The following is a 17,769-nucleotide window of genomic DNA, read 5'->3' on the forward strand; positions in this document are numbered from 1 at the left end:
GGGGATGTAAAAAATGACAGATTCAATAACAGAAACACAGAATGAGTATTTACAGTCTATCGTTTTTCAATTAAATAATGAAGAATATGCATTGCCTGTTTCCTATGTAGGTGGTATTGAAACAATGATGCCAATCACACGTGTACCTGGTGTACCAAGATATGTTAAAGGTGTATTTAATTTAAGAGGTGTAGTAACGCCAATTATTGATTTAAGAGAAAGATTTGATATATCAAACTATGAGAATACGAAAAGCACTCGAATTATTATCTTACAAATAAATGATGTAGAAGTAGGTTTAATTGTTGACGCAGCTTATGATGTTGTAGATATACCTAAAAGTAAAGTTGAACCTTCTCCAGATGTAATCGGATCCGTACAAGTAGATTACATTCACGGTGTGGCAAAATTAGAAGATCGTTTACTTATTTTATTGGATATGGAGCGAGTATTGAATATTGTCGAAACAAAAGAGCAATACCAAACAGAAAGTTAGAAGGTGATTGCATGTCTTATATTGAATCATTAAATGAAAATCAGTTAGATGCATTGAAAGAGGTTGGCAATATTGGTTCAGGAAATGCGGCTACATCTCTTTCTACACTTTTACATCGAAAGGTAGATATGAAAGTTCCTGCTGTTCGAGTAGTAGATTTTGATGAAATGATGGATTTGGTTGGAGGACCTGACACTTTAATTGTATCTGTTTTTCTAAGAATTAACGGAGAAGCACCTGGCAATATGTTTTTTGTCCTATCACCAGATGAAGCGGAGGCATTTGTTAAAGAAATGACCGGTATTGATAATTTTTCGGTTATGCAACCACCATTTGATGAAATGGGTTTGTCTGCATTACAGGAAATGGGTAATATTTTGGCAGGTTCATATCTATCTGCCTTATCTGATTTTATTCACATATTACTACAACCATCAGTACCGTTATTACACATCGATATGGCAGGTGCAATATTAACACAAGGGTTGATAGAGTTATCTCAAGAAAGTGACTATGCTATTATTATTGACACATTTATAAATGATGTTAACAGCGAACGTGAGCCAATTAAAGGACATTTTTTCTTATTACCAGATCCTGAATCCTTTCCAAAGATTTTCGATCAGCTAGGTGTTTCGAAATAATGACATTACAGACAAAAGATATTGTGAAAGTCGGTATTGCTGATTTAAAAACAGTCACAGATCCTACGTATTATTTGCGAACTTCTGGGTTAGGGTCTTGCGTAGGTGTGGTTGTATACGATTTGTCAATGAAAGTGGCAGGGATGGCTCATGTCATGTTACCAGACTCCACTTTATCAAAAAAAAGTGAGTTTAATCATTATAAATATGCGGATACCGCAATTCCTATGTTATATCAACAATTGATTGATTTAGGTGCAAGGAAATTTGCTTTAAAGGCAAAAATTGCAGGTGGTGCACAAATGTTTTCTTTTAGTTCGTCAAACGACATGTTACGAATAGGAAAACGTAATGAAGAAGCAGTACAACAGCACCTTGAACAAATCGGTATTCCTATTATTGCAGAAGATGTAGGTGGAAGTAGTGGTAGGACAATTGAATTTAACTTGTCAACTGGTGCTTTGTATATAAGAACAGTTAATATGGGTGAAAAACAGATTTAGTTTCTAGAGAAATTAGCTAACAATGAGGTGATAAGCTTGTCTACATCGAACCCGGACATTGATTTATTATGGGATCAATGGATACAAACAAAAGATAATGAAATAGCGAATCAACTTGTTGAACATTACCATTACCTTGTTCATTATCATACTCAACGTATTTCTGCTCACTTACCACAAAATGTGGAAAAAGATGATATACGAAGTCTAGGTTTATATGGGCTATTTGATGCATTGCATAAATTTGATCATACACGTGATTTAAAGTTTGCGACTTATGCTTCTTTTCGAATTCGTGGTTCCATTATTGACGGTTTGCGTAAAGAGGATTGGTTACCGCGGTCTACACGTGAAAAAGCAAAAAAAATTGATCAGGCCGTTCATACCCTTGAACAACAATTATATCGGGAGCCAACTGCCTTAGAAGTAGCTGAATTTTTACAATTAAATAAAAGCGAAGTTGAAGAAGTGATGAAGGATTCACTTTTCTCTAATTTGTTGTCTATTGAAGATAGATCTTCGGACCAAAAAGATAATTATAAAGAAGGTGTTGGTTATAACCTTCCTGATGAGCGAAATCCATCTCCAGAAGAAACAATCGTTAACACAGAGATTTTGAGTGATTTAGCAGACTGTATTACTTTATTAAATGAAAATGAACAAATGGTGATTAGTCTATTTTACAACGAAGAATTGACATTTACAGAGATAGGAAAAATATTAGACTTAACTACCTCCCGTATATCTCAAATACATAAACAAGCTATTTTTAAATTGAAAAAATCTTTAACCACAGCTTTTAAAAACTTGTTATAAAAAAGAGGGATAAAACGATGGAATCTCTAAATGGAATTTTTAAAATAGAAATATCCAAAGATAAAATGTCAGTTGCACTTAATAAAATAGAGGATTTTGCTGCAGAAGAATTAACAGAGGATTTACTATTATCTTTTTTATCAGAACATCAAATAGAATTTGGGATTAAAAGAGAAAATATAAAGGAACTTGTAAATAATGATATAGAAAAGCATCAGTATCCAATTCAAATAGCTGAAGGATTACCGGCTATAAATGGAACAGACGGTCAAATAACATACGTATGTGCTCAAAATGACACGGTTGAGTATGACGAGAGAAGAAATTTTCGAGATGTGAAAAAAATCCCTTCATTAAAAAAAGGTGAAAAAATTGCAGTGATTTCTCATCCAACAACAGGACAAGATGGTCGATCCGTTTTTGATAAGGAGATTCCAGCAAAGCCAGGTAAACCGGTGAAAATTAGAGCAGGAAAAAATGTTGTCTATAATGAAAAAGATCTATCCTTTTATTCCACAATCGATGGTCAACTAAGTGTCGGCAGCAAAGTACTTCATGTATTTGATACGTATGAATTGAATAAAGATCTTTCACTAGAAACTGGTAACTTGCAGTTCGTTGGTTCGATTGTTATTAGAGGGAATGTTCCAACCGGTTATCGTGTAGAAGCTGAAGGAGATATTCATGTATATGGCCTAGTTGAAGGTGCATATTTAGAAGCAAAAGGAAATATTTTTATTTCTGAAGGGGTTGCTGGACTTAGAAAAGGAACGATAATTGCAAATGGGGATATTACCATTGGATATGCTAATCAAGCAATTATTGACGCGGGTAAGGATATAATTGTGAATAATTCTATTATGCACAGTCATTGTGTTGCAAAAGAGCGGATTATTTGTCAGTCCGGACATATTATTGGTGGTTCGTGTTCGTCTGGAAAGTCAATTGAAGTCAAAGATGCTGGTAACAAAATGGCTACTAAAACAGAGATTTCGATTGGAATTAACCAAAAAAATCATGAAATAGAAAAGACTTTGCTTAAAGAAAAAAAAGAGCTAATTGATAATATCAAAAAGTTACACATTCTCGGGGATAAATTAAAAACTAAACCTACTGAGGAAATGAATGCAAAAGAGCGTATTTTATTATTGAAACAACGAAACTCGTTAAAGCAAAGTGATGATAAATTAAAAGATATAGAAATGCAACTAGAAGATTTAGAAGTTGATTTAGGAGACGAAGAAGAAGTTCGTTTAATTGTTAAAGGTACTGTCTATCCTAATGTAGAACTGAGCTTTGGTAAATATAAGAAAACGATTACTGAGCCACGAAAATATTCACAGATGTATTTGAAAAATGGTGAAATTACTACTACTTCACTATAAAATATAAAGGATGTGAATCAAATGAGCTGGAAAGCTGTTGAGATGCAAGTTGCCTTACCAAGAGTGCAGGATGCTAGTAAAATTCAAGAGCAAATACAGCAAAGAGGTCAGTTCATCCAAGATACGTTAGCAGCTAAACAATTAATCCAAGATGAGTTAAGGCGGAAAAACGTGAATGAGTCGGAGTACAGTGCCAGATTAAAAAATGAACGTAACAAGAAAGAACAGGTTATTTCTAGAAAGAGAAAGCAACACAATATACCAGACTCTAAAATACCTCACCCATATCTAGGTGGGCGTTTTGATATAAACAGTTAAGAGGGATGTAGCATGTTATATTTATTAATCTTTATTAGTTTTATTGTTCATATTGTTATTTTTATATATATAAAAACGCTAAACAATAGAGTATTGAGTGCTGAGGCATTAGCCAAAAAACAAAAAGAACAGAAAAAAGAAATCGAAGAACTACTCGCGGTATATTTATTAGAAATTAGAGAAGAAAACGAAACCCTAGTAGAAACACTAAACAATTCAACAAATACTATACAAAAGAAAAAAGACAAAAGCGAAGTAAGCCAAACTGTAGAATCAAACGATGGGAATAATCATACATCAACTCGCTCATCATCTGAAGATTATTCAACCGTAAATCAAACAGCATCTTATCAGCCGCCAGAAATTGAAGAGGGAGAAGAAACATTTGAACCCTCTCTTCAAGCACAAGTACTTTCACTATATAATAATGGTGATAATATAGAATCAATTGCCCGCAAATTGAATTGTGGGAAAACAGAAGTTGAGCTATTAGTGAAATTTCAACAAAAAAATAGTTAAATTGCTTGAACGGAAGCATGGTATATGATATATTAATTCTTGGTGTTAATCACACACGCTTATGGATTATAGAAAAGGTGCTAATCTTTATTAGTTTTTCTGTAAAGATGAAATGAGCGGAGGCATAAAACCAATTTTAGGAGGAAAAAAGAATGGCAGTTATTTCAATGAAACAACTACTTGAGGCTGGTGTACATTTTGGTCACCAAACTCGTCGTTGGAATCCAAAGATGAAGAAGTATATTTTCACGGAGAGAAACGGCATTTACATCATTGACCTACAAAAAACAGTGAAAAAGGTTGATGAAGCGTATAACTTTATTAAGCAAATTGCAGAAGACGGTGGAAATGTACTTTTCGTAGGTACAAAGAAACAAGCACAAGAATCTGTTAAGGAAGAAGCAATTCGTTCAGGAATGTATTACATCAACCAACGTTGGTTAGGTGGTACATTAACTAACTTCGATACAATTCGCAAGCGTATTAATCGTTTGAAATCTATCGAGCGTATGGCTGAAGACGGTACATTTGATGTACTTCCTAAAAAAGAAGTTGTTGGATTGTTAAAAGAACAAGATCGTCTAGTTAAATTCCTAGGCGGAATTAAAGAAATGAAGCAAATCCCTGATGCGTTGTTCATTATTGATCCACGTAAAGAGCGTATTGCTGTAGCGGAAGCTCACAAATTAAACATTCCGATTGTAGGAATTGTTGATACAAACTGTGATCCGGACGAGATTGATTACGTAATTCCAGCAAACGATGATGCAATTCGTGCGGTTAAACTTCTAACTGGTAAAATGGCAGATGCTATTTTAGAAGCAAAACAAGGTGAAGTTACAGAAGAAGTAGAAGCTGAAGAAGTAGCAGTAGAAGAATAAAAAAGGTTTGCGAGAGGTGATAAGAGGGGAACCTTTTATCACCTCTTTTAAAAGAAATTAATTTGAAGATAAATCCATTTGGGTTATGTATAATATCTTCTGATGTTCAGTTCTTTTTGTAGCAAATCATCTAATAAAACAAGGCTTATAAGGAGGAAATATAATGGCAGTAACAGCAAAAATGGTTAAAGAACTACGTGAAAAAACTGGTGCTGGAATGATGGATTGTAAAAAAGCACTAACTGAAACAAACGGTGACATGGAACAAGCAATAGATTACTTGCGTGAAAAAGGGATTTCTAAAGCTGCGAAGAAAGCCGATCGTATTGCAGCTGAAGGATCTGCATATGTTGCAGTAGATGGTAATCAAGCAGTACTATTAGAAATGAACTGTGAAACAGATTTTGTAACAAAAAATGATCAGTTTAAAGAATTATTGGCTGACTTAGGAAGTCACCTTCTGTCTCAAAAACCAGCGGATGTGGAAGAAGCATTACAACAATCACTAAATGGTGATGGAGAAACTTTAGAATCATTCATTAATTCTAAAATTGCAAAAATTGGTGAAAAATTATCTTTACGTCGTTTTACTATTTTTGAAAAAACAGATGCAGACGCATTCGGTGCATATATTCACATGGGTGGTAATATTGGTGTTGTAACTGTTGTTGAAGGTACAACAGATGAAGCGTTCGCTAAAGATATAGCTATGCATATCGCAGCTGTTAACCCTCGTTACGTATCACGTGATGCGGTTAATGCTGAAGAAGTAGAAAAAGAACGTGAAGTATTAAAGACACAAGCATTAAATGAAGGCAAGCCAGAGAACATTGTTGAAAAAATGGTAGAAGGCCGTTTAGGAAAATTCTTCGAAGAGATCTGTTTATTAGAGCAAAGCTTTGTTAAAGACCCAGATCAAAAAGTTAAAAAGCTAGTTGCTGATAAAGGAGCAACTGTAAAAGGTTTTGTTCGTTATGAAGTTGGCGAAGGAATGGAAAAAAGAGAAGAAAACTTTGCTGAAGAAGTAATGAACCAAGTTAAAAAATAACTTTTCATAGTGACAGTATTTGCTTTACTATGAAATGAAAAGGGGGACACGAGGTGTTCCCTTTTCTTAAGAATTGATAAATAGAACCATTTTTATTACTATATAATAAAACGACATAAATGGAGGTTATTATGACAACTGCTCGCTACCGAAGAATTGTGTTAAAATTAAGTGGAGAAGCATTAAGTGGAGAGAAAGGTTATGGAATCGAACCAAGTGTAATTCAATCCATTGCTTTACAAGTAAAAGAAATTGCTGAGTTAGGTATAGAAATCGCTATTGTTGTAGGTGGCGGTAATATATGGAGAGGTAAAGTCGGCAGTGAGATGGGTATGGACCGAGCGAATGCAGACTACATGGGAATGTTAGCAACTGTTATGAACTCTCTCGCACTGCAAGATAGTTTAGAAAATTTCGGTATTCCTACAAGAGTGCAAACATCAATCGAGATGCGCCAAGTTGCTGAACCTTACATTAGACGTAAAGCAATACGACACCTAGAGAAGAAACGTGTAGTAATATTTGCTGCAGGTACTGGAAATCCTTATTTTTCCACAGATACAACCGCTGCGTTACGAGCAGCAGAAGTTGAAGCAGATGTCATTTTAATGGCTAAAAATAATGTCGATGGAGTTTATACTGCAGATCCAAAAGAAAATCAAGACGCAGAAAAATATGAAGAGTTATCTTATTTACAAGTGTTAAATGAAGGGCTTGGAGTAATGGATTCAACTGCCTCCTCGCTATGTATGGATAATAAGATCCCATTGCTTGTTTTCTCTATTTCTGAAGAGGGTAATATTAAACGTGCTGTACTAGGTGAACAAATCGGAACTATTATAAGGGGGAAATAACTATGTCACAAGTTATTAAAGAAGCAAAGGAAAAAATGTCGCAAGCAGTTCAGTCTTTTTCTAAACAATTAGCGACTGTGCGAGCAGGACGTGCTAATCCAGCCATATTAAACAGTGTGCTTGTCGATTACTATGGTGCTGCAACACCTTTAAATCAATTATCTACAATATCTGTTCCTGAAGCAAGATTATTGATGATTACACCTTTTGATAAGTCATCTATTTCAGAAATTGAAAAAGCAATTCAAAAAGCAGATCTTGGACTTTCACCTTCAAGTGATGGAAATGTTGTTCGTATTAATATACCTGCTTTAACTGAAGAACGTCGTAAAGAGTTAGTTAAAGTTGTTGGTAAATATGCTGAAGAATCTAAAGTCCAAATTAGAAATATTCGCAGAGATGCTAATGATCAATTGAAAAAAGATCAAAAAAATGGTGATTTGACTGAGGATGATTTAAGAAGTTTTCAAGATGATGTGCAGAAAGAAACAGATGATCATATTACTAAGATCGATTCACTAGTTAAAGAAAAAGAAGTAGAAATTATGGAAGTGTGATCCCGACTTTTTCGGTATCATTTTACTTTACCTCCATTCAATTCTAACGAAAATACTAGGAGAGGGAGTGTCTAACGACAATCCCTCTTTTTTACTGTCATTAAAATTGATTGACAAACAATTAAGAAAAAATTACAATCAGTAACATGTGAAAATAAGAAGACACTTCTTTGAAAACCACAATTAATGTTATGATAGAATTTTTAATAGAGAGTCAAATTGTTAGTTGGGGAATAGTGTTATGTATGCTCTTCATCCTAATAAAATGAATATATAAAATAATTTACCGTATAGCTTATGAAATTTAATTGATATAATATTTGCTAGTGCTTATAAGAGAATTACATGGTAAACTGATAAAAGGTAATAATCGCTGAGCTTAGGATTTGGATACTGGAGGATCAATAGATACATGTTTAGACTACCTTTTTTTAAAAAAAGCAAACAAAATAAACAACAAATAGATACGATACATAATGTTCCAGAACATATAGCCATTATTATGGACGGCAATGGTAGATGGGCAAAGCAACGCGGTCTACCTCGTTTAGCAGGTCATAAGCAAGGTATGGATAATATTAAAGACATCGTTCGAACTGCTAATAAACACGGAGTAAAAATACTAACATTATATGCTTTTTCAACAGAGAATTGGAAAAGACCAAAAAGTGAAGTAGATTACATTCTTAAACTTCCCAAAGAATTTATACATATTTATCTGCCTGAACTTATAGAAGAAAATGTACAAATAAAAACGATCGGTGCATTTGATTTATTACCAGAACATACTCAACAAGCAGTGAATGAAGCAAAGAAACGTACTGAGGCGAATAATGGTTTGATTTTAAATATTGCGTTAAACTATGGAAGTAGAGATGAAATACTGCAAGCAATCAAACAGATAACTAGGGATGTGCAATCCAATTCTTTGGATATTGAAAAGTTAGATGAGCAAATCGTATCAAATTATCTTTACACAAAAGATTTTATTGATCCTGATTTAGTCATCCGAACAAGTGGTGAGCAACGATTAAGTAATTTCCTACTCTGGCAAATTGCCTATGCCGAATTTTGGTTTACAGATGTTTACTGGCCAGATTTTGATGAAACTGTATTTGAACAGGCATTACACGATTATCAAAGTCGTAAGCGAAGGTTTGGCGGTCTTACTAACAATAAATTGAAACAAGAATAGGTGTGAAGAAATGAAGCAACGAATTATCACTGCTATAATAGCAATTTTGTTATTTTTCCCTTTTATTTTTATTGGAGGAATTCCATTTTACTCAGTAATGTTTCTAATAGGGACTATTGGTTTAATGGAATTATTACACATGCGAAAAATGACGAGTTACCCAATTCCAATCTTTTTTACGCTTGTACTATTATGGATACTATTATTACCTAACGATAATCCATTATTTAATGGAATTGACACGAATAAATCTGAATTCACTTTATTTATTGTGCTTCTCTTATTAGGGTACACGGTTTTAGTGAAAAATAAATTTACGTTTGAGGATGCTGGGTTTCTTGTCTTGTCAGCAATATACGTAGGTTTAGGATTTTATTATTTCATTGAAACACAAATGTTAGGTTTGGAATATATTTTTTATGGCATTCTAGTAATATTAGCTACAGATACTGGAGCTTATTTTTTTGGAAGGGCATTTGGAAAACATAAGCTTTGGCCTGAGATAAGTCCAAACAAAACAATTGAAGGAGCAATTGGAGGTATTTTACTCGCTTGTTTCGTTGCGATCATATTTCAACTGCTCGCTCCGGTACATTCATCGATGATTATTGTAATCATAGTAACGGTATTTGCTAGTATTTTTGGGCAAATAGGTGATCTAGTTGAATCTGCATTTAAACGTCATTACCATGTAAAAGATTCTGGAAAACTGTTACCCGGTCATGGTGGAATATTAGATCGTTTTGATAGCTGGCTATTTGTCTTTCCGTTCTTGCATTTTATCCAATTTATTTCATAAACTCAAAATAAAGCTGATTTGTTAAGGTGAAATATTAATGATGCGATACAATAGAATGAACGGTAACATATTTATGAATTGGAAAGGAGTGTGTTGTTTTTGAATACAATTATTGCATTCATTTTAATGTTCGGATTACTTGTTTTTGTGCATGAATTTGGACATTTTATTTTTGCTAAAAAAACAGGAATGCTTGTTAGAGAATTCGCAATTGGCTTTGGACCAAAAGTTTTCTCAATAAAAAAGAATGAAACATTATATACGATAAGACTCCTTCCAATGGGAGGATATGTACGTGTAGCAGGTGAAGATCCTGAGATAATCGATATTAAACCTGGTCAACACATCGGTCTAGAATTTACTGATCAGGGGACTGTTTCAAAAATTATTATCAATAATAAATCGAAGCATCCAAATGCACAAGTAATAGAAGTGGAAAAGGCTGATTTGGAGCATGATCTGTTTATCAAAGGTTATGATATTGGAGAAGATGAATTATTTACTTTTAACATCGAACCAACTGCTGACTTTGTGATGAATGAGACAGAAACACAAATTGCTCCGTATGACCGTCAGTTCGCTTCAAAAACAAAACGTCAAAGAGCAATGCAACTATTTGCTGGGCCACTAATGAACTTTATTCTAACCGTTGTTATTTTTGCAATTCTTGGTTTCACGCAAGGTGTCCCATCAGAAGAAGCAAAATTAGCTTCGATTCAAGAAGATAGTCCAGCGGCACAAGCTGGTTTTCAAGCTGGTGATGAAGTAATCCAAATTAATAACCAAAAGATCTCTACATGGACAGCCTTTCAAGAGATTGTTCGTGCTAACCCGAGTGAAGAGATGACAATGGTGGTACTTCGTGATAACGAACAAAAGACCTTAACTGTTACACCTCGTTCCGTGGAAGGACCAGAGGGTGACATTGGTCAGTTGGGGGTAATGCAAACGTTAGAAAGTTCATCTTGGCGTGCCATTCCTCACAGTATTAATCAAACATATGAATATTCTAAATTAATTCTAGTTAACTTAGGTAAATTAGTTACCGGACAATTCTCAATAGATATGCTTTCAGGTCCAGTAGGAATTTATGACGCAACCGACCAAGTTGTGCAAACAGGATTTATTAACTATATTACTTGGACTGCAATTTTAAGTGTGAATTTAGGTATTATTAATTTATTACCTTTACCAGCACTTGATGGTGGTAGATTATTGTTTGTTGGAATTGAAGCGATTCGAGGAAAACCAATGTCTCCTGAGAAAGAAGGAATAGTACATTTCATTGGTTTTGCATTATTAATGCTATTAATGATCGTTGTAACATGGAACGATATTCAGCGATTATTTTTATAAGGTTTAATTAAATATGTTCAATTAATGCACAAAATAATATAATTTGAAATCGATACAACATACGCTCATATACTATAATTTGAGCCGTTAACAACATTAACGGAAAATGTAGTTCAGTGATGTGTTGTATGATTTAGTGAAGAAAGGTAAGATATTATGCGACAAAGTCAAGCGTTTATTCCTACATTAAAAGAAGTACCTGCCGATGCAGATATAGTTAGTCATCAATTACTACTACGAGCTGGTTTTATTAGGCAGACTGCTTCTGGTATATATAGTTTTTTACCTTTAGGAAAAAAAGTACTACAATATGTGGAATCTGTTATTCGTGAAGAATTAGATTCGATTGGTGCAAATGAAATGTTAATGCCGGCTCTACAACCTGCTGAATTATGGCATCAGACAGGTAGATGGGATGCATTTGGTCCGGAATTAATGCGCTTAAATGATCGCCATGATCGTTCATTTGCTTTAGGTGCAACACATGAAGAAGTAATAACAAGCTTAGTTAAAAATGAATTGAATAGTTACAAAAAACTACCGATTACGATGTATCAAATACAGACAAAATATCGTGATGAGAAACGCCCACGCTTTGGTTTGTTACGTGGAAGAGAGTTTATTATGAAGGATGCATACTCGTTTCATGATTCTTATGAGAGTTTAGATCAAGCTTATGAAACAATGTATCAAGCGTATAGCAGAATATTTACACGATTGGGGTTAAATTTCAGAGCAGTTATTGCCGATTCTGGAGCAATGGGTGGAAAAGACACACATGAATTCATGGCATTATCTGATGTTGGAGAAGATGTTATCGCATTTTCAGATACGTCTTCATACGCTGCCAATATTGAAATGGCTATTACACTTGATTCCTATCAAGAATCAGAAGCGAGTATGTTGTCTTTAGAGAAATTAGCGACACCGAATCAAAGAACAATGCAAGAAGTATCTGATTTTATCGGTCATTCAGTGGAACAAGGTTTGAAAACACTATTATTTAAAATAGATCAGTCTTTTGTATTAGTACTTACAAGGGGAGATCACGAGGTAAATGATATCAAATTAAAAAATCTTTACCAAGCATCTTCGGTTGAATTAGCTTCCGAAGAAGAAGCAAAACAATTATTAGGTGCTGGTTTTGGATCAATTGGACCGATCCACTCGACGGAAGATATTGAGATTGTAGCAGACTATGCAGTGAAATATATTCGAAATGCGACTTGTGGAGCGAATGAAGAGGGCTACCATTTTGTTAATGTAAATCCAGATCGAGATTTTGAAGTATCACAATATGCTGATATCAGATTTGTTAAAGAAGGCGATCCTTCTCCAGATGGAAATGGAAAACTTCAATTTGCTAGAGGAATTGAGATCGGACAAGTTTTCAAACTCGGTACATTTTATGCAGAAAAGCTTGATGCGACATTTTTAAATGAGCAAGGAAAAGCGAAGACGTTAATTATGGGCTGTTATGGAATTGGTGTCTCTAGAACGTTAGCAGCAATTGTAGAGCAATATCATGATGATAAAGGGATTGTATGGCCAAAGCAAATTGCTCCATCACAAGTGCATTTACTGGTTATGAACGGAAAAAAAGATGATCAAGTTGCATTAGCAGACGATTTATATCAATCGCTTCAATCACAAGGAATAACTGTTTTGTATGACGATCGTACCGAACGGGCTGGTATTAAATTTGCTGATAGTGACTTAATTGGAATTCCACTTCGAATCACTGTAGGTAAACGCGCAAGCGAAGGTTATGTCGAATGTAAACGAAGAGAAACTGGTGAACAGCTAGAACTTCATCACACGGAAGTAAAAGATTACATTCAGAATTTTTATCAATAATGTATGAATTATTGTAAAATTATTTCATAAGCAATAAGCACCCTTGTCACATTATGGCTAGGGTGTTTATTGGTCATTATGAATCTTTGCTTACATATAGGATAATGGGAGTATAGGAGGAAAGTACATGGCCATATCTAGCAATGAGAAACTAAATCTGCTATTAGAGCAAGTTCAGTTAACTGAATCAGATAAGTCATTTTTTAATGATAGTAAGTTAACAAAACTAGAAGTGTATAAAAAAGAAAAGCACTGGCATTTTCATATCACCATCCCAAAAGTATTACCCGCTAAAATTTATCAATCCTTTAACTTAAAGCTTCAAGAAGCATTTAAACATATTGCTACTGTGCAATTAACTTTATATGCGGAAGATACTGTCATGGATTCTGAAGAAGTTTGTTCGTATTGGAAGCAATTTATTACATCAACTGAAAATCTTTCACCTGCTTATTATGATCTAATTCATCAACAAGTTCCAGTAGTGGAAGGAAACAAAATAAAGTTAATAGCAAGAAATGAAGCAGAAGCAAGTGCGCTCAAAAAAAGACTGGAGCCAGCATTTCAACAGTACTGTAAACAAATTGGTTCGGCAAGTTTTTCATTAAATGTCGAAGCGAAAACCGTAGACGAAGATATTCAAAAATTTAGAGAACAAACAGCGCTTGAAGATCAACAGATGGTTTTAAAAGCAGTAAAAGATAAAGAAGAAAGAGAAAAGAAAGCAGAAAGCCAACAAAACAATCAACCATTAATGTTAGGTTATCCGATTAATGATGACCCAATAGAGATGAAAGAAATTATTGAAGAAGAAAGACGCATAACGATGCAAGGTTACGTTTTTGATGTTGAAATTAGAGAGCTACGTTCTGGTAGACATCTTCTAATTTTAAAAGTAACAGACTACACGGATTCTTTTACTTTAAAAATGTTTTCAAAAGGTGATCAAGATGCTGAGAACTTTAAACGTGCTAAAAAAGGTATGTGGATTAAAGCACGGGGTACCATTCAAACAGACACTTTTAGTAACGAACTAACGATGATGATCAGTGACTTAAATGAAGTCAAAGCAAAAGTGCGTGAAGATAAAGCACCAGCTGATGAAAAACGAGTTGAATTACATGCGCATACGACAATGAGTCAAATGGATGCAGTTGTATCTGCATCGAAATTAGTTGAGCAGGCTGCTAAATGGGGACATCCTGCGATCGCAATTACAGACCATGCAGTTGCACAGTCTTATCCAGAAGCATATTCAGCTAGTCAAAAACATGGAGTCAAAGTTATTTATGGTTTAGAAGCTAATATTGTTGATGATGGTGTACCTATTGCTTATAATGAGCACGACATTGATCTCGCGACTGCTACATATGTCGTTTTTGATGTAGAGACAACTGGTCTATCAGCCGTTTACGATACGATTATTGAGTTAGCGGCTGTGAAAATTAAGGATGGAGATATCGTTGATCGATTCGAATCCTTTGCTAATCCGCACCATCCATTATCACAAACAACGATTGATTTAACAGGTATTACAGATGACATGGTGAATGACGCACCAGAAATAGCTGAAGTACTTCATGACTTTCACAAATGGATCGGTTCAGATATTCTCGTTGCGCATAATGCAAGTTTTGATATGGGTTTCTTAAATCAAGGTTTTGACAAAGCAGATATTCCGCAATCTACAAATCCTGTCATTGATACATTAGAACTTGCTAGATTTTTATTACCGAATTTAAAAAACCATCGATTAAATACGTTGTGTAAGAAGTTTGATATTGAACTAACACAGCATCACCGAGCAATCTATGATGCGGAGGCAACTGGTTATCTATTATGGAAGCTCGTAAAAGAGGCAAGAGAAAAAGGAATAGAAAATCATAATCAGTTTAATCTCCATATGGGAGAAGGGAATGCTTATCAAAGAGCAAGACCATTTCACGCAACATTACTTGCTCAAAATGAAGTTGGTTTAAAAAACATCTATAAACTCGTTTCACTAGCGCATATTGATTATTTTTATCGTGTGCCACGAATACCTAGATCCAAGTTACAAGCTTATCGAGAAGGGATATTAGTAGGTTCTGGTTGTGATAAAGGTGAAGTATTTGAAACAATGATGCAAAAATCACAAGCAGAGGCTGAAAAGGTTGCTAGTTTTTATGACTATATTGAAGTACAGCCCCCAGCTAATTACTACCCTTTAATTAATCGGGAATTAGTTCAAAACGAAGCGCAGATTCTTGACATTATCAACAATTTAGTGGAGCTTGCTAGTAAATTGAACAAGCCTTGTGTAGCAACTGGCAATGTACACTATCTTGAACCACAAGATAAAATGTATCGTAAAATTTTGATCAAGTCTCAAAGCGGTAATCCATTAAGTCGTCAAACATTACCAGATGTAGAATTCAGATCCACTGATCAAATGCTAGGTTGCTTTGCTTTTCTTGGAAAAGACAAAGCACATGAGATTGTTGTAACGAATACACAAGCAATGGCAAACAACATCGAATCGATTAAGCCTGTGAAAGAAGATTTGTACACGCCGAATATTGATGGTGCAGAAGAAGAAATTCGTGAGATGAGCTATAACTTCGCTAAAAGTATTTATGGAGATGATTTACCAGATCTTGTTGAAAAAAGAATAGAAAAAGAATTGAAAAGTATCATTGGACATGGTTTTGCTGTTATTTATTTGATTTCACACAAGTTAGTTAAAAAATCTTTAGATGATGGGTATCTAGTAGGGTCGCGTGGTTCTGTTGGTTCTTCATTAATTGCTACATTGACAGAAATTACTGAAGTGAATCCATTGCCACCGCACTATGTTTGTCCAACCTGTCAGTATCATGAATTTTTCACAGATGGGTCAGTGGGAAGTGGCTTTGATTTACCTGATAAAAAATGTCCAAAGTGTGATTCGGATCTAAGAAAAGATGGACAGGATATTCCGTTTGAAACCTTTTTAGGCTTTAAAGGAGATAAGGTTCCAGATATAGACCTCAACTTTTCCGGTGAATATCAACCTAAAGCCCACAATTACACTAAAGTGTTATTTGGTGAAGACAAAGTGTATCGAGCAGGAACTATTGGTACCGTAGCAGAAAAAACAGCTTATGGTTATGTGAAAGGATATGCAGGAGATAATCAGCTGCAATTTAAAAATGTGGAAGTTGATCGATTAGTTCAAGGATGTACTGGTGTTAAACGAACGACAGGTCAACATCCAGGTGGGATCATCGTCGTTCCAGATGATAAGGAAATTTATGACTTTACGCCAATTCAATTTCCTGCAGATGATAGAGAGTCAGAGTGGCGCACGACGCATTTTGATTTCCACTCTATACATGACAATTTATTGAAATTAGATATATTAGGACACGATGATCCTACCGTAATTAGGATGTTACAAGATTTAAGTGGTATTGATCCTAAAACAATACCAACTGATGATGATGAAGTGATGAAAATATTCTCAGGACCTGAAGTCTTAGGGGTGACGTCTGAACAGATTATGTGTAAAACAGGAACATTAGGAGTGCCTGAATTCGGTACGCGTTTCGTAAGACAAATGTTAGAAGATACAAAGCCAAAAACATTTGCAGAATTAGTAATTATTTCTGGGCTATCACATGGTACAGATGTATGGGTAGGAAATGCGAAGGAATTAATTGATGATGGCATATGTGAACTTCCTGACGTAATAGGTTGCCGTGATGATATTATGGTATATTTAATGCATAAAGGATTAGATGCATCTCTAGCCTTTAAAATTATGGAGTTTGTTCGTAAAGGTAAAGGTCTGCAAGATGAATGGATTATTGAAATGAAAAAGCATGATGTACCAGATTGGTATATTGAATCATGTAAAAAGATAAAATATATGTTCCCTAAAGCACACGCAGCAGCTTATGTACTCATGGCAATCCGTATAGCCTACTTTAAAGTACATCATCCTATTTTGTTTTATGCTGCTTACTTCTCTGTTCGTGCAGGCGACTTTGAATTAGATACAATGATTAAAGGAAGCGACGCACTGAAAAAACGAATTGAAGAAATAATCGCAAAAGGTAACGACGCTTCACCAAAAGAGAAAAACTTATTAACCGTTTTAGAATTATCTCTTGAGATGTATATGCGAGGATTTTCTTTCCAAAAAGTAGATCTATATCGTTCAAGTGCAACGGAATTTTTAGTAGATGGGAACACATTAATCCCTCCTTTTAATTCAGTCGATGGATTAGGTACGAATGCTGCATTAAATATCGTAAAGGCAAGAGAACAAGGAGAATTTCTTTCAAAAGAAGATTTGCGCGAGAGAAGTCGCATATCAAAAACCGTATTGGAATATTTAGATAACCATGGGTGTTTAGAAGGTATGGAAGAAAAGAATCAACTATCATTGTTCTAATTGTTTTAAAGGCATTATTTGCATAATCCCGCATATTATGCTATAGTTATTGTTGTCAAGAAGAGATACGTTAAAGAAAGAGTGGGGAAACCCACTCTTTCTTCACACATAAATACTTGTTTTT

At 34.7% G+C, this 17,769-nt stretch carries 16 protein-coding genes; all 16 read left to right on the plus strand.

The window, feature by feature from the left end; all coding sequences use genetic code 11:
* The first annotated feature begins 13 nt into the window (after positions 1-13).
* The gene (locus tag HP569_RS00800) at positions 14-496 is read left to right on the plus strand and encodes a chemotaxis protein CheW (RefSeq protein ID WP_182199177.1); all 483 of its coding nucleotides are present in this window, start codon (positions 14-16) and stop codon (positions 494-496) included.
* Between the two features lie 11 nt (positions 497-507).
* On the plus strand, positions 508-1,140 hold the full coding sequence (locus HP569_RS00805; RefSeq protein ID WP_182199178.1) for a chemotaxis protein CheC: 633 nt from the start codon (positions 508-510) through the stop codon (positions 1,138-1,140).
* Complete coding sequence (locus HP569_RS00810; protein ID WP_182199179.1) at positions 1,140-1,643, plus strand: chemotaxis protein CheD; 504 nt, start codon at positions 1,140-1,142, stop codon at positions 1,641-1,643. Before HP569_RS00805 ends, HP569_RS00810 begins: the two co-directional genes overlap by 1 nt.
* Positions 1,644-1,679: 36 nt before the next feature.
* Positions 1,680-2,459 carry a FliA/WhiG family RNA polymerase sigma factor gene (locus tag HP569_RS00815; protein ID WP_246366859.1) on the plus strand — a complete coding sequence of 260 codons (780 nt, stop codon included), beginning with the start codon at positions 1,680-1,682 and terminating at the stop codon, positions 2,457-2,459.
* A 17-nt stretch (positions 2,460-2,476) separates the two neighbouring features.
* On the plus strand, positions 2,477-3,844 hold the full coding sequence (locus tag HP569_RS00820; protein WP_182199181.1) for a flagellar assembly protein A: 1,368 nt from the start codon (positions 2,477-2,479) through the stop codon (positions 3,842-3,844).
* Positions 3,845-3,865: 21 nt separating this feature from the next.
* Positions 3,866-4,162 carry a hypothetical protein gene (locus HP569_RS00825; protein ID WP_182199182.1) on the plus strand — a complete coding sequence of 99 codons (297 nt, stop codon included), beginning with the start codon at positions 3,866-3,868 and terminating at the stop codon, positions 4,160-4,162.
* 12 nt (positions 4,163-4,174) lie between these two features.
* Complete coding sequence (locus HP569_RS00830) at positions 4,175-4,681, plus strand: DUF6115 domain-containing protein (RefSeq protein WP_182199183.1); 507 nt, start codon at positions 4,175-4,177, stop codon at positions 4,679-4,681.
* A gap of 152 nt (positions 4,682-4,833) precedes the next feature.
* Positions 4,834-5,562: a 30S ribosomal protein S2 gene (gene rpsB / locus HP569_RS00835; RefSeq protein ID WP_182199184.1), complete on the plus strand. Its 729-nt coding sequence runs from the start codon at positions 4,834-4,836 to the stop codon at positions 5,560-5,562.
* A 163-nt stretch (positions 5,563-5,725) separates the two neighbouring features.
* Positions 5,726-6,610 carry a translation elongation factor Ts gene (gene tsf / locus HP569_RS00840; protein WP_182199185.1) on the plus strand — a complete coding sequence of 295 codons (885 nt, stop codon included), beginning with the start codon at positions 5,726-5,728 and terminating at the stop codon, positions 6,608-6,610.
* Between the two features lie 131 nt (positions 6,611-6,741).
* A complete protein-coding gene (pyrH, locus tag HP569_RS00845; protein WP_182199186.1) occupies positions 6,742-7,464 on the plus strand; it encodes a UMP kinase in 723 nt (240 codons plus the stop codon).
* A 2-nt stretch (positions 7,465-7,466) separates the two neighbouring features.
* Positions 7,467-8,021, plus strand: coding sequence for a ribosome recycling factor (frr, locus tag HP569_RS00850; protein WP_182199187.1), 555 nt, complete (start codon positions 7,467-7,469; stop codon positions 8,019-8,021).
* A 412-nt stretch (positions 8,022-8,433) separates the two neighbouring features.
* Positions 8,434-9,216 (plus strand): undecaprenyl pyrophosphate synthase, encoded by a 783-nt coding sequence (gene uppS, locus HP569_RS00855; RefSeq protein ID WP_182199188.1) that lies wholly within the window; start codon positions 8,434-8,436, stop codon positions 9,214-9,216.
* A 10-nt stretch (positions 9,217-9,226) separates the two neighbouring features.
* Entirely contained in the window at positions 9,227-10,015 is a 789-nt protein-coding gene (locus HP569_RS00860; RefSeq protein ID WP_182199189.1) for a phosphatidate cytidylyltransferase, read from the plus strand.
* A gap of 99 nt (positions 10,016-10,114) precedes the next feature.
* Positions 10,115-11,371: an RIP metalloprotease RseP gene (rseP, locus tag HP569_RS00865; RefSeq protein WP_182199190.1), complete on the plus strand. Its 1,257-nt coding sequence runs from the start codon at positions 10,115-10,117 to the stop codon at positions 11,369-11,371.
* 156 nt (positions 11,372-11,527) lie between these two features.
* Entirely contained in the window at positions 11,528-13,228 is a 1,701-nt protein-coding gene (locus HP569_RS00870; protein ID WP_182199191.1) for a proline--tRNA ligase, read from the plus strand.
* A gap of 127 nt (positions 13,229-13,355) precedes the next feature.
* Positions 13,356-17,645, plus strand: coding sequence for a PolC-type DNA polymerase III (locus HP569_RS00875; protein WP_182199192.1), 4,290 nt, complete (start codon positions 13,356-13,358; stop codon positions 17,643-17,645).
* The last annotated feature ends 124 nt before the right edge of the window (positions 17,646-17,769 follow it).

It is taken from the genome of Paraliobacillus salinarum (assembly GCF_014083865.1).
In the GTDB taxonomy this organism is placed as follows: Bacteria; Bacillota; Bacilli; order Bacillales; family Amphibacillaceae; genus Paraliobacillus; species Paraliobacillus salinarum.